At 67.0% G+C, this 23,233-nt stretch carries 19 protein-coding genes and 7 pseudogenes; 14 read left to right on the forward strand and 12 right to left on the reverse strand.

Annotated features, from left to right (window positions below):
- Nucleotides 1–327 precede the first annotated feature (327 nt).
- Together OL239_RS05590 and OL239_RS05595 are read left to right on the forward strand one after the other, a co-directional pair.
- Nucleotides 328–1,988: pseudogene (locus tag OL239_RS05590) on the forward strand (sodium:solute symporter family protein).
- A 31-nt stretch (nt 1,989–2,019) separates the two neighbouring features.
- The gene (locus tag OL239_RS05595) at nt 2,020–2,151 is read left to right on the forward strand and encodes a putative transporter small subunit (RefSeq protein ID WP_268911063.1); all 132 of its coding nucleotides are present in this window, start codon (nt 2,020–2,022) and stop codon (nt 2,149–2,151) included.
- A 149-nt stretch (nt 2,152–2,300) separates the two neighbouring features.
- Here the strand turns inward: OL239_RS05595 and OL239_RS19365 are convergent.
- From OL239_RS19365 to OL239_RS20040, 3 genes and pseudogenes are all read right to left on the reverse strand, one after another.
- Nucleotides 2,301–3,228 (reverse strand): annotated as a pseudogene (locus OL239_RS19365) (DNA-methyltransferase).
- 19 nt (nt 3,229–3,247) lie between these two features.
- A complete protein-coding gene (locus tag OL239_RS20035) occupies nt 3,248–4,273 on the reverse strand; it encodes a helicase-related protein (protein WP_442864283.1) in 1,026 nt (341 codons plus the stop codon).
- Nucleotides 4,271–4,716: pseudogene (locus OL239_RS20040) on the reverse strand (DEAD/DEAH box helicase); the annotation flags it as partial. The gene OL239_RS20035 and the pseudogene OL239_RS20040, both read right to left, overlap by 3 nt.
- 648 nt (nt 4,717–5,364) lie before the next feature.
- On the opposite strand from OL239_RS20040, the gene OL239_RS05615 reads away from it, so the two are divergent.
- The gene (locus tag OL239_RS05615) at nt 5,365–5,976 is read left to right on the forward strand and encodes a ferritin-like fold-containing protein (protein WP_442864225.1); all 612 of its coding nucleotides are present in this window, start codon (nt 5,365–5,367) and stop codon (nt 5,974–5,976) included.
- 40 nt (nt 5,977–6,016) lie between these two features.
- Here the strand turns inward: OL239_RS05615 and OL239_RS05620 are convergent, their stop codons facing one another.
- Genes OL239_RS05620 through OL239_RS05630 form a run of 3 tightly spaced genes read right to left on the reverse strand, consistent with a single transcriptional unit; the run spans nt 6,017 to nt 7,170 of the window.
- A complete protein-coding gene (locus OL239_RS05620) occupies nt 6,017–6,319 on the reverse strand; it encodes a hypothetical protein (protein WP_268911065.1) in 303 nt (100 codons plus the stop codon).
- Between the two features lie 25 nt (nt 6,320–6,344).
- Nucleotides 6,345–6,569: a DUF3107 domain-containing protein gene (locus OL239_RS05625; RefSeq protein WP_268911066.1), complete on the reverse strand. Its 225-nt coding sequence runs from the start codon at nt 6,567–6,569 to the stop codon at nt 6,345–6,347.
- Nucleotides 6,570–6,615: 46 nt separating this feature from the next.
- On the reverse strand, nt 6,616–7,170 hold the full coding sequence (locus OL239_RS05630; RefSeq protein ID WP_268911677.1) for a TetR/AcrR family transcriptional regulator: 555 nt from the start codon (nt 7,168–7,170) through the stop codon (nt 6,616–6,618).
- A gap of 176 nt (nt 7,171–7,346) precedes the next feature.
- Here OL239_RS05630 and moeB point away from each other — a divergent pair, with 176 nt between their 5' ends.
- Nucleotides 7,347–8,531 (forward strand): molybdopterin-synthase adenylyltransferase MoeB, encoded by a 1,185-nt coding sequence (gene moeB / locus OL239_RS05635; RefSeq protein ID WP_268911067.1) that lies wholly within the window; start codon nt 7,347–7,349, stop codon nt 8,529–8,531.
- A 44-nt stretch (nt 8,532–8,575) separates the two neighbouring features.
- On the opposite strand, the gene OL239_RS05640 is transcribed toward moeB, so the two are convergent.
- Entirely contained in the window at nt 8,576–9,919 is a 1,344-nt protein-coding gene (locus tag OL239_RS05640) for a glutamyl-tRNA reductase (protein WP_268911068.1), read from the reverse strand.
- A gap of 157 nt (nt 9,920–10,076) precedes the next feature.
- Here OL239_RS05640 and hemE point away from each other — a divergent pair.
- The 9 genes and pseudogenes from hemE (at nt 10,077) to hemL (ending at nt 18,855) form a co-directional block, all read left to right on the forward strand.
- Nucleotides 10,077–11,135, forward strand: a pseudogene (hemE, locus tag OL239_RS05645) (uroporphyrinogen decarboxylase).
- A gap of 103 nt (nt 11,136–11,238) precedes the next feature.
- Nucleotides 11,239–11,514 (forward strand): annotated as a pseudogene (locus tag OL239_RS19370) (FAD-dependent oxidoreductase); the annotation flags it as partial.
- A gap of 214 nt (nt 11,515–11,728) precedes the next feature.
- Nucleotides 11,729–12,661 carry a protoporphyrinogen/coproporphyrinogen oxidase gene (locus OL239_RS19375; RefSeq protein ID WP_329609431.1) on the forward strand — a complete coding sequence of 311 codons (933 nt, stop codon included), beginning with the start codon at nt 11,729–11,731 and terminating at the stop codon, nt 12,659–12,661.
- Nucleotides 12,662–12,735: 74 nt separating this feature from the next.
- The gene (gene hemQ / locus OL239_RS05655) at nt 12,736–13,455 is read left to right on the forward strand and encodes a hydrogen peroxide-dependent heme synthase (protein WP_268911069.1); all 720 of its coding nucleotides are present in this window, start codon (nt 12,736–12,738) and stop codon (nt 13,453–13,455) included.
- Nucleotides 13,452–14,648, forward strand: coding sequence for a ferrochelatase (locus OL239_RS05660; RefSeq protein WP_268911070.1), 1,197 nt, complete (start codon nt 13,452–13,454; stop codon nt 14,646–14,648). The genes hemQ and OL239_RS05660 overlap by 4 nt, the downstream gene beginning before the upstream one ends.
- Nucleotides 14,648–15,604 carry a hydroxymethylbilane synthase gene (hemC, locus tag OL239_RS05665; RefSeq protein WP_268911071.1) on the forward strand — a complete coding sequence of 319 codons (957 nt, stop codon included), beginning with the start codon at nt 14,648–14,650 and terminating at the stop codon, nt 15,602–15,604. The genes OL239_RS05660 and hemC overlap by 1 nt, the downstream gene beginning before the upstream one ends.
- A 24-nt stretch (nt 15,605–15,628) precedes the next feature.
- Nucleotides 15,629–16,507 carry a uroporphyrinogen-III synthase gene (locus OL239_RS05670; protein WP_268911072.1) on the forward strand — a complete coding sequence of 293 codons (879 nt, stop codon included), beginning with the start codon at nt 15,629–15,631 and terminating at the stop codon, nt 16,505–16,507.
- 29 nt (nt 16,508–16,536) lie between these two features.
- A complete protein-coding gene (gene hemB, locus OL239_RS05675; RefSeq protein ID WP_268911073.1) occupies nt 16,537–17,520 on the forward strand; it encodes a porphobilinogen synthase in 984 nt (327 codons plus the stop codon).
- Nucleotides 17,520–18,855: pseudogene (hemL, locus tag OL239_RS05680) on the forward strand (glutamate-1-semialdehyde 2,1-aminomutase). Before hemB ends, hemL begins: the two are co-directional and overlap by 1 nt.
- Nucleotides 18,856–18,946: 91 nt before the next feature.
- Here hemL and OL239_RS05685 read toward each other — a convergent pair.
- From OL239_RS05685 to OL239_RS05700, 5 genes and pseudogenes are all read right to left on the reverse strand, one after another.
- Nucleotides 18,947–19,786, reverse strand: coding sequence for a MetQ/NlpA family ABC transporter substrate-binding protein (locus OL239_RS05685; protein ID WP_268911074.1), 840 nt, complete (start codon nt 19,784–19,786; stop codon nt 18,947–18,949).
- A 285-nt stretch (nt 19,787–20,071) separates the two neighbouring features.
- A pseudogene (locus OL239_RS05690) lies at nt 20,072–20,749 on the reverse strand (methionine ABC transporter permease); the annotation flags it as partial.
- Complete coding sequence (locus OL239_RS19380) at nt 20,746–21,291, reverse strand: NIL domain-containing protein (RefSeq protein WP_329609355.1); 546 nt, start codon at nt 21,289–21,291, stop codon at nt 20,746–20,748. The gene OL239_RS19380 and the pseudogene OL239_RS05690, both read right to left, overlap by 4 nt.
- Nucleotides 21,189–21,734 (reverse strand): ATP-binding cassette domain-containing protein, encoded by a 546-nt coding sequence (locus OL239_RS19385; protein WP_329609356.1) that lies wholly within the window; start codon nt 21,732–21,734, stop codon nt 21,189–21,191. Before OL239_RS19385 ends, OL239_RS19380 begins: the two co-directional genes overlap by 103 nt.
- A 325-nt stretch (nt 21,735–22,059) precedes the next feature.
- Nucleotides 22,060–22,743: a 3'-5' exonuclease gene (locus tag OL239_RS05700; protein ID WP_268911075.1), complete on the reverse strand. Its 684-nt coding sequence runs from the start codon at nt 22,741–22,743 to the stop codon at nt 22,060–22,062.
- A 94-nt stretch (nt 22,744–22,837) separates the two neighbouring features.
- Between OL239_RS05700 and OL239_RS05705 the strand changes: the two genes are divergently transcribed.
- Complete coding sequence (locus tag OL239_RS05705; RefSeq protein WP_268911076.1) at nt 22,838–23,233, forward strand: MGMT family protein; 396 nt, start codon at nt 22,838–22,840, stop codon at nt 23,231–23,233.

A 23,233-nucleotide genomic window follows, 5' to 3' on the forward strand; every position in this document is an offset into this window, starting at 1 on the left:
ATTCCAAGTGCCGCAATAACTCTGCTAGCTTTGAAAAGTCCAATGACGTCTTGGGGGACGGCATCGGATGGGGATGCATCGAGCATTCTTCGGGCAGCACAAACGCCGCCCGCCGCGGTTTGAGCCGATGCTCACCGCTTTTCGTCAGCAACGCTGTATGCGCTGCTGCCCCGTGGACAGGCTGCCCTCCAGCGGAATTCCGATTCCGGACTCCGCTCGGGCGCGCGTGCCGTCCGGGCCCGCCGGAATGCGGTTGACGGCCTTAGTGCAGCAATTACCCGCGCCGTTTTTTTGCGCGGGGGAGAGGGAACTGTGCCGAACGAAGGATTGGATCTTTATCAACTGGGGGGATGGACAGTAATAGCGCTGTTTGTCCTGTTTTACGGTGGAACATTTCTCATGTCCACACTAATCGGGAAAAGAACGAGAATGCCGACGGGTATATGACCGCCGGCAATAAGGTCGGTTTCGGTGTCTCGGCCGCCAGCATGACGGCCACGTGGATCTGGGCATCTTCCATGTACGCATCGGCAACATCGGGTTACACCTACGGCATTTCCGGTCCGATCCATTACGGGCTGTGGGGAGCCCTGATGATCCTGTTTATCTACCCCTTTGGCAGGCGGATCCGCAAGGTGGCACCCAAGGCCCACACGCTGGCCGAAGTCATGCGTGCCCGGCACGGGAAATCCAGCCAGTTGATGCTCGCCGGCTCAAACGTGGTGGGCAGCGTCATCTCGCTGACGTCGAACTTTATTGCCGGCGGCGCACTGGTGGCGCTTCTTTCTCCGTTCAGCTTCCAGCAGGGTATTGTCGCTGTCGCCGCGGGTGTCCTGCTGTATACCCTCTGGTCCGGGTTCCGCGCATCGGTGCTGACCGACTTCGCCCAGGTTGTTGCCATGCTCGGCGCCGTCGTCGTCATTATCCCGGTGGTGTTCTTCGCCGCCGGCGGCCCCTCCATGTTTGAAGCCGGTGCCGCCAACCTCACCGCCGAGCAATCAAACTTCTTCTCCTCCGAGGCCTTCCTCAACCAGGGCGCACCGTACATTGCGGCGGTCCTGGCCTACGCCATCGGCAATCAGACCATCGCCCAGCGCCTGTTCGCCGTGCGCGAGGACCTGATCAAGAAAACGTTCGTCACCGCCACGGTGGGCTACGGCGCCACCGTTATCGGCATCGGCATGCTTGGCGTCATGGCGCTGTACCTGGGAGTGAACCCGGTCGACAACGACGTGAATAACCTGATTCCGCAGATGGCCACCACTTACCTCACCCCGATCCTGCTGGGTGTCTTCTTCATCATGATCCTCGGCTCGCTTTCCTCCACCGCCGACTCGGATCTTTCCGCGCTGTCCTCCATCATGATGGCCGACGTCTACGGCCAGAACATCGCCAAGCGCGGCAAAGCCAAGCCCAAGACCATGCTCCTGATCGGCCGGCTGTCCATGGTGGTGGCCACCGGTGCCGGGCTCTACTTCGCCAGCGGCCAGCTCAACATCCTGGACCTGCTGGTCTTCGTGGGCGCGTTGTGGGGCGCCCTGGTCTTCCCGGTGCTGGCCAGCTTCTACTGGAACAAAGTCACCAACAAGGCCTTCACCGTGTCGGTCCTGGCCGCCCTTGCCGCGTTTATCCCGGTGCGCTTTGCCTGGTTCTCCATGGACGGGGCCACGGGCTACATCTTCGATGCCGTGTCAGTGGTTGGCATCGGCGTGGTCCTGGGGCTGATGGCTTTCGGCTTCTTTGGACTGAAACCGGCGCTCTTCATCGGTGCCGCGGGCGCCGTTGCCGCGGCGCCGTTTGTGATGGGGTTCCTGCACGACTACGAAGTGCTCACCGGTTCGCTGGTGGCCTACGCCGTCAGCACCGTTGTCTGCTACTTGATGTCGGTCCGCAGCACCACGGAGTTTGACTTCGACACGATCCAGCAGCGCATCGGTGACTTTGACACCCGCACCCCCGCCGAGACCATCGCCGCCGCGAAGTCCTGATCCTCTTCCCACCGACTTAAGGAGAACCCTGATGGCCACCTTCTGGCTCACTGTCTACGTCCTGGTCTGGCCCGTTATCGTTGCCGGCGTCCTGCTGCAGATTGTCCGCGCATTCTTCCGTGACTGGATCCAGTCACGGAAGGAGGGACGAAGCATCATCTAGGCACTTCATCACGGGCTGTGCCGCACAGCGCCGCCGGAGCAGGACCGGACCTGCACCGGCGGCGCGGTTTTCGCTCCGCCGGCCAGCCAACAAGGACTTTGGCGGGGGCAGGCGTGGACGTTTCCCCGCCCTCACCGGCTGCGGCAGCGCTAACCGGCGGCGTCGGCTGCCACTGCCGCAGTTCCGGCGTCGGCAGCCGCAGCCGCAGCGACAGCCTCTGCCGGAACCAGCTCCGCAGCGTGGCCGAGCCGCCTGGACATCACCTCGATGGCCTGGGGATTTGCGTCCACGCAGACAAACCTGCGGTTCAGTTTCGCGGCAACGGCGCCCAGGGTGCCGGAGCCGGCAAAGAAATCCAGGACCCAGTCGCCCTCGCGGCTGCTGGCGGCCACGGTGCGGCGGAGCAGCCCCTCAGGTTTCTGGGTGGGGTACCCGGTTTTTCCTGCCCGTGGGCGACACGATGGTGTGCCACCAGACATCCGTGGGGAGCTTCCCGAGGGCCACCTTCTCGGGGGTGACCAGGCCCGGGGCCATATACGGCTCCCGGTCCACCTCCGCATTGTCGAAGTGGTAGGCCGCCGGATTCTTGACGTAGACCAGGATGTTGTCGTGCTTGGCGGGCCAGCGGTTCTTGGCCCGTCCGCCGTAGTCATAGGCCCAAATGATCTCATTGAGGAAGCAGTCACGGCCGAACAGGGCATCCAGCATGACCTTGGCGTAGTGCACCTCACGGTAATCCAGGTGCACGTACAGCGTGCCGTCATCGGCCAGGAGCCGCCATGCTTCAGCCAGCCGGGGTTCCAGGAACGCCCAGTAGTCCTCAAAGGCGTCGTCGTAACTGGAAAGCAGCCCCTTGACCGTGCTGTAGCTGCGGCCTTTGAAGCCCACGCGGTCCCCGGTGCCGTCGGCGCTGCGGACCATCGTGGTTTGCTGGCGCCGCTGCGACCGTCCGGTGTTGAACGGGGGATCCACGTAGATCATGGTGAAGGCGCCGTCCGGCAGGGTTGGGAGGAACACCGCGTTGTCCGCGTGCACCACCAGCGAGCTGCCGTCCGGCGTCCAAAGGGGGATGCTCATGTGCTGTGGAGCCGCCGTGCTAGTCGGCTGCGCGGGCAGAGTCGCCCACAACTTCGCCGTTACGGCGGCGGGTGCGTGTGCGGCTGCGGCGGGGCCGGTCGGCGGAAGCATCTGCTGCCGCAGGTCCTCCCGCGGCGGGCTCAGCCGAGCGCGCCGGCGCGGCCTGCTGGTCGCTGGAGCGGCGCGGACCTTCACGCTTCCCGGACCGGTCACCGCTGCGGGGATTCTCGCCGCGGGCTGCGCCGGAACGGGTCCGGTCACGGCCGCGGCCGCTGTCGCGGGCAGGAGCGGCTGCGTTCCTCTTGCCGGTCTCGCCCAGATCCTCGATCTTCTCGGCATCGATACCGGCGTGGGTGCGCTTGTTGCGCGGCAGCCGGCCCTTGGTGCCCGCGGGGATGTCCAGATCAGTGTAGAGGTGCGGAGACGAGGAATACGTCTCCACCGGCTCCGCCTGGTCCAGGCCCAGGGCCCGGTTGATCAGGCCCCAGCGGGGAACATCGTCCCAGTCCACGAACGTGACGGCCGTACCCTTGTTGCCGGCGCGGCCGGTGCGGCCCACTCGGTGCAGGTAGGTCTTTTCGTCTTCGGGGCACTGGTAGTTGATGACGTGGGTGACGTCGTCGACGTCGATGCCGCGCGCGGCGACGTCGGTCGCGACGAGGACATCGACTTTCTCGTTGCGGAAGGCGCGCATCGCCTGTTCGCGGGCGCCCTGGCCCAGGTCGCCGTGCATCGCGGCGACGGCGAAACCGCGGTCCGTCAGTTCCTCGGAAAGCTTGGCGGCCGTGCGCTTGGTCTTGGTGAAAATGATCGTGCGGCCCCGGCCCTCGGCCTGCAGGATGCGCGAGACCACTTCGCTCTTGTCCAGGTTGTGGGCGCGGTAGACCACCTGGCGGATGTCCTTCTTCGTCAGGCCTTCGTCGTCGGGATCCGCTGCCCGGATGTGCGTGGGCTTGGTCATGTAGCGCCGGGCCATGGCAACGACGGCGCCGGGCATGGTGGCCGAGAACAGGAGCGTCTGGCGGACGGCGGGCGTGGCTGCCATCAGGGTTTCGACGTCGGGCAGGAAGCCGAGGTCCAGCATTTCGTCGGCCTCGTCGAGGACGACAATGCGGACGTTTTTCAGCGAGAGGTGCTTCTTGTTGTACAGGTCAATGAGGCGCCCGGGGTGCCAACCACGATTTCCACGCCTGCGGTGAGGGCTTCGATCTGCGGCTCGTAGGCGCGGCCGCCGTAGATGGTGACGATGCGGGCACCGCGGCGCTTGGCCGCGGTGGAGAGGTCCCCGGCCACCTGGACGGCGAGTTCACGGGTGGGGACCACGATCAGGGCCTGCGGGGCGCCGGGAACCGCCAGGGAGGCGTAGGCCTCGTCGTCGGGGGCGATGACGCGCTGGATGGCGGGGATGCCGAAGCCCAGCGTCTTGCCGGTGCCGGTCTTGGCCTGGCCGATGATGTCGTGGCCGCCCAGGGCGACGGGCAGCGTCATGGACTGAATCGGGAAGGGATGGGTGATCCCGGCCTCGGTCAGTGACTGCACGATGTCGGAGCGGACGCCGAAATCAGCGAACGTCAGATGTGGAATTTCCGCCGCTGCCTGTGAGGTGGCGAGGGTCTCGGCCACGTTCAAAGCTTCATTGCTGTCATCAGCGGTGAGGTGACGGTTCTCGTCTACCTGGGAGAGTTCAGTGTTCAATTAAATACCGTTCAGTTAGGCATCGCGGCGTCACGCTCGACGAGTGGCTGTACTAGCCCATACCGGAGCGGATGGCGCACGCATGATGCGTCCAGCGGAAGCCGATCGCGGGCTAACAACTGCAGGTCCGCCGCGGTGCATCGGGCACGGGCGGCGGCCGAAAATATCAAGATCGCGTAGGTATTGCGGGTCTGGCTAAGGTCTATCAAAGGTGTGTGAGACGACCGGGCATCCTTTTACTACCCAACAAGTCTAACCGGTGGTCGTGCGTGAGGGCGCATTGGGGCGGGTGCGCCGCCCGGGCGGCCGCTGGCGGTACGCTGAACTTCATGACGAACCGGACCCGTCCCGATCCCCTGCCCCTCAGGCGCCGGAGCTGCAGGAGCCTTCCCTGACGCCGCCGAGCTGTACCGCCGCTTCCTGGCGGATCTTTTCGGAGTGATGGCCTACGGCGAACTCTCGGCTTTTGAACGGATGTCGTCCGACGCGCGGTTTTCGCCGACCCTGCATGACCGCACGGTCCTGGGCCGGCTCGCCGTACGGGAATACGAACATTTTGAGCGGGTGAGCGGGCACCTGGAAACGCTTGGCCTTGATCCTGAAACCGCTATGCAGCCGTTCCAGGCCTCCGTTGATGCCTTCCATGACCGGACCCGGCCTGCGGACTGGTTTGAGTCACTGATGAAGTTCTATGTCACGGACGGTATTTCCGACGATTTTTACCAGGCCGTGGCATCGCGCCTTGATCCCGTGACAGCGGAGCTGGTACTGGGGCTGCAGGAGGCTGAGCCGACTGGCGCGGTCCTTGAGACGCGGCTGCGGCAGGCGCTGGCCGATGATCCCCGGCTGTCCTCGCGGCTTGCGCTGTGGGGCCGCCGGCTGGTCGGTGAAGCCCTGACGCAGGCCCAGCGTGTCGTCCTGGAACGCGCCGTCCTGGGCGGACTGCTGCAGGACACGGACCAGGGCCTCTATGGGGATGAACTCAAAAACGTCTTCGCTTCGCTGACGCGCAACCACTCGCGCCGCATGAGCAGGCTGGGCCTCACCGCCTAAGCGCACCGGCCGGCTGGCTCCGGCGCGGAGATTCCGCCGGCTAAAGGCGCAGCAGCCGTTCCAGTTCCGCGGTGTCCCGCGCCTCGCGGGCCGGACCCGTGACGAGCGCACCGGTGACGGCGGTGACAGCGGCGGCTGCGGGGGGAAGTGCCCACACGAGCCAGTGCAGGTCCGGATCCGAACCGGCGCCGGCCAGCTGCAATGCGATCCAGAGCAGCAGGCCGGCGGCCAGGGCCAGGCCCGGGAGCAGGAAGATGCCGTAGCGGGACCGCCGCCGGTCAGCACCCCACACAATGAAGCCGGCTGCCGCGGAGGCAGCAGCGGCAACAAGCAGGCTGGCCATCTTTCCCTACCGCCCGTTCCGGGGCCTAGAGGGCGCCGAAGCCGACGCGCCGTACCTCTTCAGCTCCGATTTCGACGTAGCCGATCACACCGGCGGGAACCATGATGAGCCTGCCCTTGTCGTCCTTCAGGCGCAGTTCCTTCGGTGCGTTGAGGGCCTCGGCCACCAGATCGGCAACGGCGTCGGCGTTCTGGCTCGACTCAAAGACAATTTCGCGGCCAACATTCTGAATACCGATTTTTACTTCCACCGTGGTGCCTCCTGTATTAATGAACGTATCCGGTTCGAAATCTACTCTAGATCTCCTTGGGGAACCGGCTGATTCCGCGCCAAGCTAAACGGTAAATGAGTTCCGAGGCCGCGTCGATGTCCAGGTCTCCCTCGGTTTCCAGCCAATAGCGGGCGCTGACCTGCGCCATTCCGGCCAGGCCGCGGCCCAGCAGCGTGGCTTCCACGGGCGAAAGCTTGGTGTCCTCGGCGATCACCCCGGCGATACTGCTGGCGAACCGGGCATTGAACTCCTCAATCCGGGCACTGACTTCCACATCGTTCGTCAGATCTGACTCAAAGACGAGGCGGTGGCCCTGGCTGTCCTGCGCCACGAACCGGAAGTAGGCGCGCATCGTCTCCCGGACCCGCAGCTTGTTGTCCGTGGTGGAGTTCAGCGCCGATGTGAGGAACTCCGTGAGTGTGCTCAAGTGGTTCTCCAGCAGGGCCAGGTACAGCTCGCGCTTACCAGGAAAATGCTGGTACAGCACCGGTTTGCTGACGCGGGCGGCTTCGGCGATGTCGTCCATTGCCGCCCCGTGAAAACCGTTGCTGACGAAGACCTCCTGCGCGGCGCTCAGCAGTTGGCGGCGGCGCTCCTCCGGGGCAGCCTGATCGGTTTGCCGGTTTGCTGGTTGCTCACGTAGTTCGACCTCTCCAAGGCACCCGGGCCAGGGCGCCCGGACAACGGACTTCAGTTTACCCGCGGGTAATAAGTGCAACAGGTCCGGCTGCGTGAATGGGTACTACATTGGAACCCATGACTGAGCAGCACGTAGCCCTTCCGCCCCTGGTAGAGCCTGCAGCAGGGCTGACAGGCGGGGAGATCCTCCGCTATTCCAGGCACCTCCTGCTGCCCGGGTTCGGGATGCAGGCACAGCAGCGCCTCAAAAACGCGCGGGTGTTGGTGATCGGCGCCGGGGGCCTGGGGTCGCCTGCCCTGCTGTACCTCGCAGCGGCCGGGGTTGGGACACTGGGAATTGTCGATGATGACACGGTGGAGGAATCCAACCTGCAGCGCCAGGTCATCCACGGTGTCTCCGACGTCGGCAGTTCGAAGGCCGAGTCGGCACGCCGCGGCGTCCTTGAGCTGAACCCCCTCGTTACGGTGCAGCTGCATCCGGTCCGGCTGGACGTCTCCAATGCACTCGAAATATTTGCCGGCTATGACCTGATCCTGGACGGCACCGATAATTTCGCCACCCGGTACCTGGTCAACGACGCCGCCGAAATCCTGGGCAAACCGTATGTGTGGGGTTCCATCCTCCGCTTCGACGGCCAGGTCAGTGTGTTCTGGGGAAGGTACGGTCCGACGTACCGTGACCTCTATCCGGAGGCCCCGCCGCCGGGCTCCGTGCCGTCCTGCGCCGAGGGCGGGGTGCTGGGGGTGCTGTGCGCGCAGATCGGCTCTGTCATGGTGAATGAAGCGGTGAAGCTGATTACCGGCACCGGAACCACCCTGCTGGGCCGGGTCCTGGTGCTCAACGCCCTGGACATGGCCTGGCGGGAAATTCGGGTGCGGAAGGACCCGGCGGCGGTGCCGGTCACCGGGCTGGGCGACTACGAAGCCTTCTGCGGCCTGCGGGCGGACCAAACCGGAGGCTCCGCCGCCGGAGTTCCCGCTGTGGACGTACGGAGGCTGCAGCAGCTGCTCGCCGAGCGGGCGGCCGGGGACCGCGACTTCGAGCTGCTGGATGTGCGGGAGCCGGGCGAGCACGCCATTGTGAGCATCGAGGGCGCGGTGCTGATGCCAAGGGCCGTCATTCTGTCCGGTGAGCAGCTGCCCGAGCGGGGGCGGGAGCTCTACATTCACTGCAAATCCGGGGTTCGGTCAGCTGAGGTGGCTGCCTTCCTCCTGGACCGCGGATACCCGGATGTGTTCACGGTGTCCGGGGGGATCCTGGAATGGGTGCGCGACATCGAACCGGCGAAGCAAATGTACTGAGACGCGGTGTACTGAGACGCGGCTTCCCGGGGGACGCAGCCGGGCTAGGCGGATTCCGCGGTGCCTTCGGCGATGCCGTCATGGCCGGGGATGGTGCTGCCATGGGGGTGAGCTGCGGGCCGGCGGGTGACCGGCTTATCCGGGGTAATCCCGAAGAGGGCTTCAAGGCCCTTGATGTAATCGTCCTGCTGGCCGCTGGCAGCGAGCTCGCGGGCACGGACCGTAGGCACGTGCAGCAGCTGCTTGACCATGCGCCGCATGGCAAATTCCACTTCCTCGGCAGCGCCGGTGCAGCCGTGTTGGGCGCGCACCTTCTCCAGCTCCGAGTCAAGGACATTGAGCGTGTGCCGGCGCAGCGCCACAATCGCCGAGTCCATCTGCCGGCTCAGCTGCTGCTCGGAGAAGGCCTTGGCGGCGTCAGCCACGATGCCACTGGCCTGCTTGAGGGACTCGGCCTGCTCTGCGGGAGCAGCCAGGCGCACCGACTCGAGGGTAATCAGGTCCACTCCGTCCACTTCCCGCACCGCGGGCTCGAAATCGTGGGTCAGTGCCAGGTCGATGATGATCAGCGGCTTGTTGCTGTTCGCCCGGACGCGGCTGATGTCCCTGGCGCTGACCTGGCTGTCGCTGCCGCTGCAGCCGATCACGACGTCGGCGGCGGCAAGTGCCTCAGGCAGGGAATCGCGGGTCAGCGGTACGCCGCCGCGGGAGGCCGTGAAGGACTCGGCCCGGCCGGAGGACGAATACACGCTGATGTCGGTGCACCCGCGCTCCTTGAGCAGGGCCATGGTGGCGCCGGCGTAGGCTCCCGTGCCGAACACGACCACCGTTTTGTTCCGCCAGTCCACGTCCACCGACAGATCGGTGGCCAGTTCCAGGGCCACGGACACAATGGAAAGCCCCCGCTTACCGAGGGCTGTCAGTGCTCCAACATCTTTGGCTGTGCGCGAGGCGGTTTGGAAAAGCCGGGTCAGGCCGCCGCTGGCGGTGCCTTTTTCCTGGGCCTCGATGAGGGCGCGCCGAACCTGGCCCGCAATTTCACGTTCGCCGACCACGGCGGAATCCAGGCCCGCGCCGACGGCGAACAGGTGCTTGGCCACGGATTCGCCGGTATTGGTCGTGAAAGAGCGTGAAACGAGGTCTTTGTTCAGGCCGGAATGCCGGCTGATTTCCGCGACGACGGCGGAGCGGGCTGCTTCGATGTCCGCCTCCGACTTTGCCTCGCAGTAAACCTCGAACCGGTTGCAGGTGGCCAGGACCACGGATCCGGACACCGCCGATCCGGTTTCGAGCAGGGAGGAGGGGACCTGGGATGCGCCGGCGCTGAGGCGGGCAACAGTTTCCAGATCAACATCGGAATGCGTCGCAATAAGGGAAAGTAGAACCACAGTGCTCCAATACTAGCCACCGTTGCCGTGTTCACCCCAATAGGGCGCCCTAACTATCACCCTTTTCCGGGGTGTTTCCCGTCACCCCGGACCGTGCGCCGTCCACGCCGAACTGCCCTGGTTATCCATCGGCGGGGATTTTGGAGAGAATCAGGGTATGACTCTTAGCGCCTCTCATCCGCTCATGGATGGCCGCACGGCCGATTCCCCCTGATTACCGCCTACCGGGGCGGCACTCCGTCCCGCCGGCCGGTCTGGTTTATGCGTCAGGCCGGCAGGTCGCTTCCGGAATACCGCAAGCTGCGGGAGGGGACGGCCATGCTGGACTCCTGCCTGGACCCGGCCATGGCGTCGGAAATCACCCTGCAGCCGGTTCGCCGGCACGACGTTGACGCCGGAATTTTCTTCTCCGACATCGTCATTCCGCTTAAGCTTGCCGGCGTCGACGTGGACATTGTTCCCGGCGTCGGTCCCGTTCTGGGAACGCCGGTGCGGACCGCGGCCGATGTCGCTGCGCTGCCCGTCCTGACCACGGAGGCCCTGGAGCCGATCCGCGAAGCGGTCCGCCTCACCGTGGCGGAACTGGGCTCCACGCCCTGATCGGTTTCGCCGGTGCCCCGTTCACCCTGGCGGCCTACATGGTGGAAGGCAAACCCTCCCGCGACCATCTGGGCCCGCGCACCATGATGCACGCAGACCCCGAGACCTGGCGGGCCCTGACGCAGTGGGCAGCCGACGCATCGGGCATCTTCCTGCGTGCGCAGCTGGAAGCCGGAGCCAGTGCCGGACAGCTTTTCGATTCCTGGGCCGGATCCCTGGGTTTAGCCGACTACACCCGCCATGTGGCTCCTGCCTCGTCCCGGGCCCTGGACCATGTCCGGGACCTGGGGGCGCCGCTGGTGCACTTCGGCACCGGCACCTCCGAACTCCTCGGTGCGATGCGCGATGTCGGCGTCGATGTGGTGGGCGTGGACTACCGGCTGCCGCTGGACGAGGCCAACCGCCGGCTCGGCGGAACCACGCCGCTGCAGGGAAACATCGACCCGGCACTGCTGGAAGCCCCGTGGCCGGTCCTGGAGGCCCACGTCCGTGAAGTCCTCGCCGCCGGCGCCGGAGCTCCGGGGCACGTGGTCAACCTGGGCCACGGGGTTCCCCGGACACCAACCCGGATGTCCTGACCCGCGTGGTGGAGCTGATCCACTCGGTGGAGCCGTAACCATGCCGCACCGCCCGGTTCTTCCCCATTTCCCGGTGTCCCGCAAACCCGGCCCCGGCACGGATCCTGCTGCTCCCCCACTGTGCCGGTGCGCAGCGCGGTCGTGGTCGGCGGCGGCATCTCGGGCCTCATCGCCGCCCGCGATTTGGCGCGCGGGGGGCTGGCAGTGACGCTGCTCGAAGCCGGCCCCGCCGTCGGCGGCTGTGTGGGCACGCATTCGGTGGCGGGCCTGACCCTGGACAGCGGCGCCGAATCCTTCGCCACCCGGTCCCGTGCCGTGCCGGACCTGATCGGGGAGCTGGGGCTGGACGGCGCCGTCGTCACTCCCAACCGGGCCGGTGCATGGCTGCAGCTGTCCGGAGAGGACCCGGCCGCTGCCGCCCAGCCCATGCCGCAGAGCGGTCTGCTCGGTATTCCGGCCGATCCCCGGGCCCCGGAAATCGTCCGGGCCGTCGGGCGGGCCGGCGCCGCCCGCGCGGCGATGGACAGGATCCTGCCGGTTGGCGCCCTGGCGCGGAAGGAAAGCGCCAGCCTCGGCGAGGTTGTCCGGGCGCGCATGGGGGACGCGGTGCTGCGCCGGCTGGTCGCTCCGGTTGTCGGGGGGCGTGTACTCCTCGGATCCGGACGTTCTGGACGTGGATTCGGTGGCCCCGGGGCTGCGGGCGGCACTGGCAAAGCACGGTTCCCTGGCGGCGGCGGTCGGATCCATGCGCGCCTCGGCTCCGGCGGGTTCCGCCGTCGCCGGCCTGGCCGGCGGCATGGGCACGCTCACCCGTGCCCTGGAGGAGGACCTGGCAGCACGCGGCGTGAAGGTGGACACGGGCGTCACTGTTGAAGCGGTGGAGCGTGACGGCGACGGGTGGGTGGTCTCCGCGGCCGGCCGCACGCTGTCAGCGGACGCGCTGGTGATGGCCACTGACGGTCCCGCCGCCGTTAACCTGCTTGCCGCAGCGGTGCCGGAACTTGCCGCAGCGCGCCCGGGCCCCGGACCCGGCGTCGCCCTGGTGACCCTGGTCGTGGACCAGCCGGACCTTGATGCCCACCCCCGCGGCACCGGCGTCCTGGTGGCTGAAGATGTCGAAGCCGTGGACGCCAAGGCGCTGACGCACGCCACTGCCAAGTGGCAGTGGCTGGCCGACTCCACCGGACCGGGGACGCATGTCCTGCGGCTGTCCTACGGGCGGGCGCTGAGCGCAGCCGCTGCCGCCGGACAGGCCCCGGCCAGCCCGGTGGACCGCGGTGACGCCGACCTGTTCGCGCAGGCCCTGGCCGACGCATCGGTGCTGCTGCAGGTTCCGCTGGGCGTCGACGACGTGGTCGGCTGGGACGTGGTCCGGTGGGTCGGCGCCCTGCCGTCCGCCGCCGTCGGGCACCGGGACCGGGTGGCCGCGGTCCGCACGGCCGTTGACGCCGTTTCCGGGCTGGAAGTGGTGGGCGCGTGGCTTGCCGGCACCGGACTGGCGGCAGTGACTGCCGATACCCGGACCCGGATAGCCGGGTTGACGGAGCAGCTGGAGGAGTCGTGACATTAACCACTTTCTACAAGAAGTAGAAGAAGGATATTTCGTCTAAGCCTGCCCAAAAGGGCAGACTGTTAATCATGAGTGAGCCCATGGGTCAGAGCACCGAAGAAACAGCCGTCACCGAAGAACAGTTCTTTACCCTCTGGACCGTCTTCAAGCGGTCCGGCGCGGGTCAGCCAGCCTCCGGGGCTGCCGGTCCCGAGGACAACGTCAAGGCCTTCGAAGCCCTTGCCGGGCAGCTGGCCGACCGCCACGTCACCCTCCGCGGACTGTACGACGTTTCCGCCATGCGCGCCGATGCGGACGTCATGGTGTGGCTGCACGGCGGCCGCGCCGAAGACCTGCAGTCGGCTATTCGGGACATCCGCCGCTCGGGCCTGTTCGCGGGCACCGAGATCGCATGGTCCGCCATGGGCGTGCACCGCGATGCGGAGTTCTCCAAGAACCACTGGCCCTCCTACGCCCGGGGCATCGACCCCGAGGCCTGGATCTGCGTCTATCCGTTTGTCCGCTCCTACGAGTGGTACCTGCTGCCCGCCGAGGAACGCGGCAAGATGCTGCGCGACCACGGCATGCTGGGCCGGGAATTCCCGCAGGTCCTGGCCAACACAGTGGCGTCCTTTGCGCTGGGCGACTGGGAGTGGATCCTGGGCCTGGAAGCTCCCAACCTGGTTGACCTGGTGGACATGATGCGCCACCTGCGCTCCACCGAGGCACGCAACCACGTACGCGAAGAAATCCCCTTCTACACAGGACGGCGCATCGCCGCCGCAGAAGTTGCCGAGGTATTGAAATGACGACTGCCGCTACAAACCAGCCTGCACCCCTGGACCCGTTCGAGGGCGTGGACGAGAACGGCCGGATGGCTCCCAAGCACTACGACGCCATCCTGCTGGCCTCCTTCGGCGGTCCGGAAGGACAGGAAGACGTCATTCCGTTCCTGCGCAACGTCACGCGCGGCCGCGGCATCCCCGACGAGCGCCTTGAGGAAGTGGCCACCCACTACCGCGCCAACGGAGGCATCAGCCCCATCAACGCGCAGAACCGCGCACTGAAGGCGGCCCTCGAAGCTGAGCTGAAGCGCCGCGGAATCGACACCCCGGTGCTGTGGGGCAACCGCAACTGGGCGCCGTACATCAAGGACGTGCTGCAGGAAGCCCACGACACCGGCTACCGCCGGCTGCTGATGGTCACCACCAGCGTGTACTCCTCCTACTCCAGCTGCCGCCAGTACCGCGAAGACCTGGGCATGAACCTGCTCGCCACCGGCCTGGACAAAAAGCTGCAGGTGGACAAGGTCCGGCAGTACTTCGACCACCCCGGCTTCGTGGAGCCGTTCGTGGAGGGCGTCCGCGACTCCATCGCCAATGTCCGCGCACAGCTGGCCGAACGCGGCGAGGAAGGCGGGAAGATCGAAATCCTGTTCTCCACCCACTCCATTCCCACTGCCGACGCCGAAGCCTCCGGCCCGCGTGACCGTGAGTTCGAGGAAGGCAGCGCCTACGTGGCGCAGCACCTCGCGAATGCCCGTGCGATCATCGACCGGATCCCCGAAGCTGAAGGACTGGACTGGCAGCTGGTCTACCAGTCCCGTTCCGGGTCCCCGCACACCCCGTGGCTGGAACCGGACATCAACGACGCCATCGCTGAGTTGCCGGCCAAGGACGTGCGCGGCGTCGTCATTGTTCCGCTGGGCTTCGTCAGCGACCACATGGAGGTTCTCTGGGACCTGGACACCGAGGCCATGGACACGTGCAGGGAACTGGGCCTGGCCGCGGACCGCACTCCGACTCCCGGCATCCACGAGACTTTCGTCTCCGGGCTGGTTGACCTCCTGCAGGAACGTACGGTGGAGAACACCATCACCGACCGGCCGGCGCTGACGAAGCTGGGCCCCTGGTATGACGTCTGCCGCCCCGGCTGCTGCGCCAACCTCCGCGGCGAGAAGCCGACCATCGCGGGTGCTGACTCCACAGTGGGTGTGCAGTAGTGGCGCATTCGCCCGTGCGGGTCGGCACCCGGGGCAGTGCCCTGGCCGTCACCCAGACCACCACCGTGGCCAACGCGCTCTCCGAACTCGGCGGCTTCGACGCCGAACTGGTGCGCGTCCGCACGGAAGGCGATATTAACCGCGCGGCGCTGTCCCAGATTGGCGGTACGGGCGTTTTTGTTGCGGCGCTGCGTGATTCCCTGCTGGCCGGGGACTGCGACGTCGCGGTGCACTCATTGAAGGACCTGCCCACCGGCGCGGCAGAGGGCCTGGCTGTCGGCGCCATCCCGGCCCGGGTGGACGTCCGCGACGCTCTCTGCGCCCGGGACGGTCTGACCCTCGCGCAGCTCCCGGAGGGTTCCAAAGTGGGAACCGGTTCGCCGCGCCGCGCTGCGCAGCTCCGAGCCCTGCGGCCGGATGTTGATGTGGTGGACATCCGCGGCAATGTCGATACCCGGCTGGGCCGGGTTGCAGGCCTGGTCGAGGGCGCCCCCGGCGACCTCGACGCCGTCGTTCTGGCCGCTGCCGGGCTGGCGCGCCTGGGCCGGCTGGAGATGGTGTCGGAATTCCTGGACCCGTCCGTGATGCTGCCGGCACCGGGCCAGGGCGCGCTGGCCGTCGAATGCCGAACCCCCGATGCCGCCGAGGGCCCGCTGAGCCGTGCTTTAGCCGCGTATGACAACAACGCCGCACGGTTGACGGTCACTGCCGAGCGGGCCCTGCTGAACCGCTTGGAAGCCGGCTGCACCGCGCCCATCGGCGCGCTTGCATCGCTGACCGAAACCCGGCTCCAGCTCGAAGCCGTGGTGTGCAGCGACGACGGGTCCCGCGTGATGCGCCGGTCCGCGGCAACCGCGGTGCTCGACGAAGACGGCGCCCGAACCCTGGGCGTGCGCCTCGCCGAAGACCTGCTCGCAGCCGGCGCAGCGTCACTGACGGACCTAGCGGTCAGCTGATGCGCCGTTCCCGGACCTGCTGACGTGGCAGCGAGGAAACCCCAGCCTGAGCTGGCCGGGCTGACCGTCGTGCTTCCGCGCACTCCGGACCGGGCCGCCGCGATGGCCGCCGAGCTGGCGGACCGCGGGGCCCGGGTGGAGTTGATGCCGCTGATCGATTTCCAGTTCCCCGCCGACACCACTGACCTGGACCGGGCGCTCAAGTCACTGCGGTCCGGACGGTTTGCGTGGGTGGTCTTCACCAGCGTGACGACCGTGCGCGCCATGGTCCGGCGCTGTGCCGCCCTCGGCGTCCCGGCAGCCACCGCTGTTCCATCCGGAACATACATTGCGGCGGTGGGAGCGGGCACCCGGCAGGCACTGGAGGAAATCGGCCTGGACGTGGACCTGATGCCGGACAGCGACCAGTCAGCACGCGGGCTGGCTGAATCCTGGCCCCACCCCGCCGTTTCCGACCCGGAGGGCGGTGCCCTGCGAATCCTGCTTCCGCAGGCAGATCTGGCCGACCCGGCCCTGGCCGGAGCCCTGGCCGGGCTGGGCTGGGATGTGCGTCCCGTGACGGCCTACTGCACCGTGGACTACCCGGCCACGGGGGTCCGCTTCACACCCGCTCCCGACGCCGGCCCGGCCGGCGGTCCGCAGCTGCTCACACCGCAGGACTTCCTGGCCCGGACACCCCGGGGACCCCGCGCCGTCGTCCTGACCTCGCCCAGCATTGCCCGGCGCTTCCTGCGGCAGTGCTCTCCGGTTCCGCGGGAAACCCTCCTGGTCGCCATCGGCGACAGCACCGCGGCGCAAATGGGACAACTGCGCCTTTCCCCGGACGCCGTGGCCGAACAGCCAACGCCGGCGGGAATAGCGCAGGCCTTGGCCGTTGCTGTGTCTAAGGGCCCCTCAACCTAACTACACCCAGATCCGGAAGGCAGAACTCCATGAGCTTCCCCCAGCACCGCCCCCGCCGGCTGCGCACCACACCCGCCATTCGGAGGTTGACCGCCGAATACCGGCTGGATCCGGCCGAGCTGATCCTCCCCGCCTTTGTCCGCGAGGGCATCACGGAACCGAACCCACTCACCTCGATGCCCGGCGTCGTCCAGCACACCATGGATTCGCTGAAGAAAGCCGCGTCCGAGGCCGTGGATCTGGGCGTGGGGGGAATCATGCTCTTCGGTATTCCCGCTGAACGCGACGCGGCGGGCAGTGCCGGCACCGATCCGAACGGCATCCTAAACCGCGGCATCGCGGCGGTGCGCGAAGAGGTCGGCGACGAGCTGGTGATCATGAGTGATGTCTGCCTGGATGAATTCACCGACCACGGACACTGCGGCGTGCTGGACAAGAACGGCGTGGTGGATAACGACACCACCCTGGAAATCTACGGCAGGATGGCTGTGGAGCAGGCCCGCGCCGGCGCCCACGTGCTGGGCCCGTCCGGCATGATGGACGGACAGATCGCCGTGATCCGGCAGGCCCTGGATGAGGCCGGCCACCAGGATGTGTCGCTCTTCGCCTATGCAGCGAAGTACGCGTCCGCCTTCTACGGCCCGTTCAGGGAAGCCGTGGACTCGCAGCTGAAGGGCGACCGCCGGACCTACCAGATGGAGGCAGCGAACCGCCGCGAGGCGATCCTCGAGGTGGAGCTGGACCTCGGGGAAGGCGCCGACATGGTGATGGTCAAGCCGGCCATGAGCTACCTGGACGTGCTGGCCGACGTGGCCGCCATGTCCCCCGTCCCGGTGGGCGCGTACCAGATTTCCGGCGAGTACGCGATGATTGAAGCTGCCGCCGCCAATGGCTGGATTGACCGCCGCCGGGCCATCGAAGAGTCGGTGCTGGGCATCAAGCGGGCCGGCGCGAACATGATTCTCACCTACTGGGCCGCCGAGCTGGCAGCCTGGCTGAAGGAAAGTAAATAATGTCCTCACCTGTAACTGCGTCCTCCAATGACGAGCTCTTCGACCGTGCCCGGGCTCTGATGCCCGGCGGCGTGAACTCCCGGTCCGGGCCTTCGGCTCCGTGGGAGGCACGCCGAAGTTCATGGTCTCCGCCAAGGGGCCGTACATCACCGATTCCGAGGGCCGCGAATACGTGGACCTCGTCTGCTCCTGGGGCCCGGCGCTGGTGGGCCACTCCCACCCGGACGTCCTGGCTGCGGTGCACGCCGCCGTCGACAACGGACTGTCCTTCGGTGCTTCCACCCCGGCCGAAGCCGAGCTGGCCCAGCTGGTGATGGACCGTGTGCCGGGCGTGAAGCGCCTGCGCATGGTCTCCACCGGCACCGAAGCCACCATGACCGCCATCCGGCTGGCCCGCGGCTACACCGGCCGGAACCTGGTCATCAAGTTCGCCGGCTGCTACCACGGCCACCTTGACGGGCTTCTGGCCTCCGCCGGCTCCGGTCTGGCCACCCTGGCCCTGCCCGGCTCCGCCGGCGTCACGGCTGCCACCGCTGCCGAAACGCTGGTCCTGCCCTACAACGACGTTGCTGCGGTTGAAGAGGCCTTTGCTGAGCACGGCGCCAACATTGCCGCCGTCATTACCGAAGCGGCTCCGGCGAACATGGGCGTGGTGACCCCGGAGCCGGGCTTCAATGCTGCACTGTCCCGCATCACCGCCTCGCACGGTGCCCTGCTGATCCTTGACGAGGTCCTCACCGGCTTCCGCACCGGCCCGGCCGGCTACTGGGGGCTCACGGGCGGCGCAGCCGACACAAGGAGCGCTGGACGCCGGACCTGTTCACCTTCGGCAAGGTGATCGGCGGCGGCATGCCCGTGGCCGCCCTGGGCGGACGCGCCGACGTGATGGACCACCTGGCCCCGCTGGGCCCGGTCTACCAGGCCGGAACCCTCTCCGGTAACCCGATCGCCATGGCCGCCGGCGTCGCCACGCTGAAGGCAGCCACCGCGGAGGTCTACGCCACGGTGGACTCCCGCAGTGCGGAGCTCTCCGCCGCGGTGACCGCCGAACTGGATAAGGCCGGCGTGGACCACAGCATCCAGCGCGCAGGCAGCCTGTTCAGCGTCGCCTTCGGCACCTCGGCCACCGGGGTGCACAACTACGAGCAGGCCCAGGCGCAGGAATCCTTCCGCTACCGGCCGTTCTTCCACTCGATGCTGGAGAGCGGCGTGTACCTGCCGCCGTCGGTCTTTGAGGCCTGGTTCCTGTCCGGGGCGCACGACGACGCCGCGATGGAACGCATCTACGCCGCCCTTCCGGCGGCCGCCAAGGCTGCCGCCGGCACCCGGCCCTAGCTTCCAACGCTCCCGTAGGACCAGCACAAAAGAAACCCCGCACCTTCCTTTCGGGAGGTGCGGGGTTTCTTGTTCGGTCAGGAGCTGACGGCTAGAAGGCAGCCGTTACGTCACCGTTGGGCCAGGTCTCCTCGATAAAGGAAGAAACCTCGGGGGAGTGGAGCAGCTCTTCGAGCTTGTCGATGCGCGCATCCTTGTTGCCGGTCTTCCAGGCCAGGAAGTTGGCGTACGGGTTGTCCTCGACGGATTCCACCAGCAGGGCGTCGTCGGTGCTCAGCCCGGCGGCCAGGATGTAGTTGCCGTTCAGGATGGACAGGTCCACGGTGGGGTCGCTGAGGTCGTTGACGAGCAGCTCGGGCTGGTTTTCCACGAAGTCCAGGCCCTTGGGGTTCTGCTCGTCCGTCAGGGCAAGCACCGAAGCGTCGTCCTCCACGTCCTTCAGCAGGCCGGCTTCCTCCAGCAGCGTCAGCGCGCGGGCCTGGTTGGAGGGGTCGTTGGTAATGGCTACCCGGGCGCCGTCACCGACGGCGGCGATGTCCTCATGCTTTTCGGAGAACACGGCGTACGGCTCCACATGGACGCCGGCACCGTGCTCAAAGTCGTAGCCCTGGGATTCCACCTGGGACTCGAAGTACGGCAGGTGCTGGTAGTAGTTCGCGTCCAGTGAGCCGTCATCCAGGGCGATGTTCGGCGTGACGTAGTCGTCGAATTCCTTGATTTCCAGCTCCAGTCCGGCGTCGGACGCCAGGTTGTCCGCGACATACTGAAGGATCTGTGCGTGCGGCAGCGGACTGGCGCCCACCGTCAGGGTCACCGGGTTTGCCGGATCCAGGGTGTCAACGGATTCGCTGGAGGCATCGGAGCCTCCGCAGGCGGACAACGCCAGGGCAGCAGCCACACCGGTGGCAGCGAGAGTCAGTGATTTACGCATTGGATGCGTTCCTTTCAAGTGACCCGGGTTGGGAGACATCCAACCCGGACAGTGGGCAGCTAGCGGCTACTGGCTGCAGATTCCGGTCCGGTCCGCGGCCGGGAAAGCAGCGGACGACCGGAAAACTTCTGGTCAGCGCCGGATGTCCGCGGTGTCCGGGACGCCGCGGCCGGGAGCGGAATCCCGGCCGGCCGGCGGCGCGACGACGCTGACGTCGAGGGCGGGGGCACCGGGGGCGCCGGCGGAACCGGAGCGGCGGCGGCGCCTGGCCCCGCCGTCGGCCGAGCGGTGGTCCACGCGGCGGGCCACGATGTCCCCGGTGATCTGGATGACCTGGACAATGGCCACGATCACGATGATGGTGACCACCATGACCCCGCTGTCGAAGCGCTGGACACCGTAGTTGTAGGCCAGCCGGCCCAGCCCGCCGCCCCCCACGATCCCGGCCATGGCGGAGTAGCCCACCAGGGTGACCATGGTGGTGGTCAGGGCGGAAACCAGTCCCGGCATCGCTTCCGGAAGCAGGACCTTGGAGACGATCTGCATCTTCGTTGACCCCATCACCAGGGCCGCGTCGATCTTGCCGCCGGAGACATCGCGCAGCGCGGTTTCCACGAGCCGGGCGAAGAACGGGATGGTGCCGATGCTCAGGGCCACGCAGGCGGCAATCGGGCCGATTGAGGTGCCGGTGATGATGCGGGCCAGCGGAATCAGCGTCACCATCAGGATGGCGAACGGGATGGAGCGGGTGATATTGACGATCACGCCGCTGACGATCCGGTTAATGAAGGGCAGGGGACTCAGCCCGCCGGGCGCGCTGGTATGCAGGAAAATGCCCAGCGGCAGGCCGATCAGCAGGGTGACCAGTCCGGAGATGCCGACCATCTGCAGGGTTTCCAGGATGGATTCCGGCAGGGCCTTGGTAATCCCCGGGTTGTCGAGTAGTTCGGTGAGGAAATTCATGCGGCCACCTCCACGGCAACGTGCTGGCTGGCGAGATAGTCGGTCACGGCGGTGACGTCCGTGTGCAGGTCAAGCTGGATCCGCAGCCGGCCAAAGCGCCGGCCGGCGAGGGTTTCGACGCTGCCGGCCAGAACGTTGACGTCCGTGTCGAAGCGGCGGGTCAGTGCGGAAAGCACCGGTTCCGTGGCGCTGCCGCCGGTGAGCAGCAGTTCCAGGACCGGTCCGGTGGGATCTCCGGGCATCAGCGGCGTGGCCGGAAGCGGAATCAGCTGCTTGGCCAGCCGGCCGCCGAGGTTGGAGGCAACCTCGTTCAGCGGACCGTGTTCGGCGACCCGTCCCGCCTCCAGCAGGGAAACGGAATCACAGATGCGCTTCACCACGTTCATTTCGTGGGTGATGATGACCACCGTCAGCCCCAGCCGGTGCGACAGGTCCGAGATCAAATCCAGGATGTCGTCGGTGGTGGACGGATCCAGGGCCGAGGTCGGCTCGTCGCACAGCAGGATGTCCGGGTCCGAGGCCAGGGCCCGGGCAATGCCCACACGCTGTTTCTGTCCGCCGGACAGCTGCGCGGGTAGGCCCCCGCGAAGCTTTCGAGCCCGACCAGGCGCAGGAGGGCGGAGACCTTGTCCTGAATAGCCTGTTTCTTGGCCCCTGCTAGCTCCAGGGGATGCGCGATGTTTGCGGCGGCAGTGCGGGAATCCATCAGGTTGGCGTGCTGGAAGACCATGCCGATGCGGCGCCGGGCGCTGCGGATTTCGGAATCCCGAACCGCAGTCAGCTCCCGCCCGTCGATGGTGACCGAGCCCGACGTCGGCCGGTCCAGCAGCGTGAGGCATCTCACCAGCGTGGACTTGCCGGCACCGGAATGTCCGATGATCCCGTGGATGGACCCCTTCGGCACGCTCAGGCTGACGCCGTCGAGCGCAGTGACGTCTCGGTCGCCCTGGCGGTAGACCTTGCGCAGGTCGGTTACTGTGATCATTAATCCTCGTGGTCTAAGTATTGGTGCTGGTCAGCGGGCGGTTGCCGGGCGCGGGAAGTACCGGGCACATCGGGGTGCCGGGCCAACGAAGGTGGTGTCTGCCAATCGCGTGGCACGAGACGCCGGGTCCGCCGGAGAGTCCTGAAGCTGGTTCTCCGGGGCCGCGCCTGGGGCGCCATCAGCGCCTTACACAGGTGCAAGTATCTCATGCAGAGGGCTCAGGGCATGATTCGCCGGGACTTGTGAAGCAGGCTTCCTTTTATGTTGCGTCCCGTGACGCGGTGTTGCTTCCGGGCCGGGGGTGACCGTCAGGAAGGCTCCGCGCTTAGCTGCGGGCCGGCCAGGTCCCGTCCACGACGGCGGCCGGGTCCCTGCGGCGCAGATAGTCCTGGAAACTGGCTGCCTGCTCACGTGCCCAGTCAACCTGTGCCTGATGCAGGAGCGCCGCGTCCCGGTGCAGCACGGGGAACTTGCCGGCCATGGCCCGGGCAACGCCGATGGTGGCCATGACATCGGCGGCTGAAGTGTGCGCGTTTTGGAAGCTGACGCCGTAGTGTTCCGTCAGCGCCGTCAAAGTGCGCTTTCCGCGGCGGTAGCGGTCCACCTGTTTGTCCAGGATGTAGGGATCGATGACGGGGGCGGGGGTCGGCGGCGTCAGTCCGAACCGTCCGCACTCCCGGTTCAGGACGGTGAAGTCATAGGAGGCGTTGAAAGCCAGGACCGGGATGCCGGCAGCGAACAGGCTTCCGAGAACACCGGCGATTTCCGCGGCCACCCGGGCGGCCGGCCGGCCCTCGGTGCGTGCCCGTTCCGTGGTGACGCCGTGGACGGCCGCGGCTTCCGCCGGGATCTCATCCTCCACGGCGGCAAGCCACTCGTGGTGCTTCAGGACGTCCCCCTGACCGTCGACCAAGATGATGGAAGCGGTGACGATGCGTGCGGTCTGCGGGTCGCGGCCCGTGGTCTCAAGATCGAAGGCCGCGTGGGGGAGTTCATGCCAGCTGTTCATGAAATAAACGTACCTTTGGGCACTGACAATCAAAGATTCCCGGCCCGGGGCCCGCGGTTCCCGGGCTCCGGGCCGCGCGGACTAGGCTGGAAGCATGCGCGATGAGTATGTCGACGCCGTCCGTTCAGTGGTTGCCCTGATACCGGCCGGCAGGGTCCTCTCCTATGGGGACATCGCTGAGATCCTGCACGAGGGCGGCCCGCGGCAGGTGGGTGCGGTCCTGTCCCGCAGCGGCAGCGGCCTGCCCTGGTGGCGGGTGATCCGTGCCGGGGGAGAGCCGCCCCGGTTCCATGAACGGAGTGCCCTGGAGCATTACCGCAGCGAGGGGACGCCGCTTTCCGGAACGCCCGACGACGACGGCGGGGGCTACCGGGTGCGGATCGGTCCGGCCCGCTGGTTCCCCTCGGCGGGGGACTGGACGGTGATTGAAGGGGTCCGGGGGAGCTGGCGGCGGATAAAACGGGAATGTCGGCGGGACATGATGAAGTAG

Origin of the sequence: Arthrobacter sp. ATA002 (assembly GCF_026898095.1) — a bacterium.
GTDB lineage: Bacteria > Actinomycetota > Actinomycetes > Actinomycetales > Micrococcaceae > Arthrobacter_B.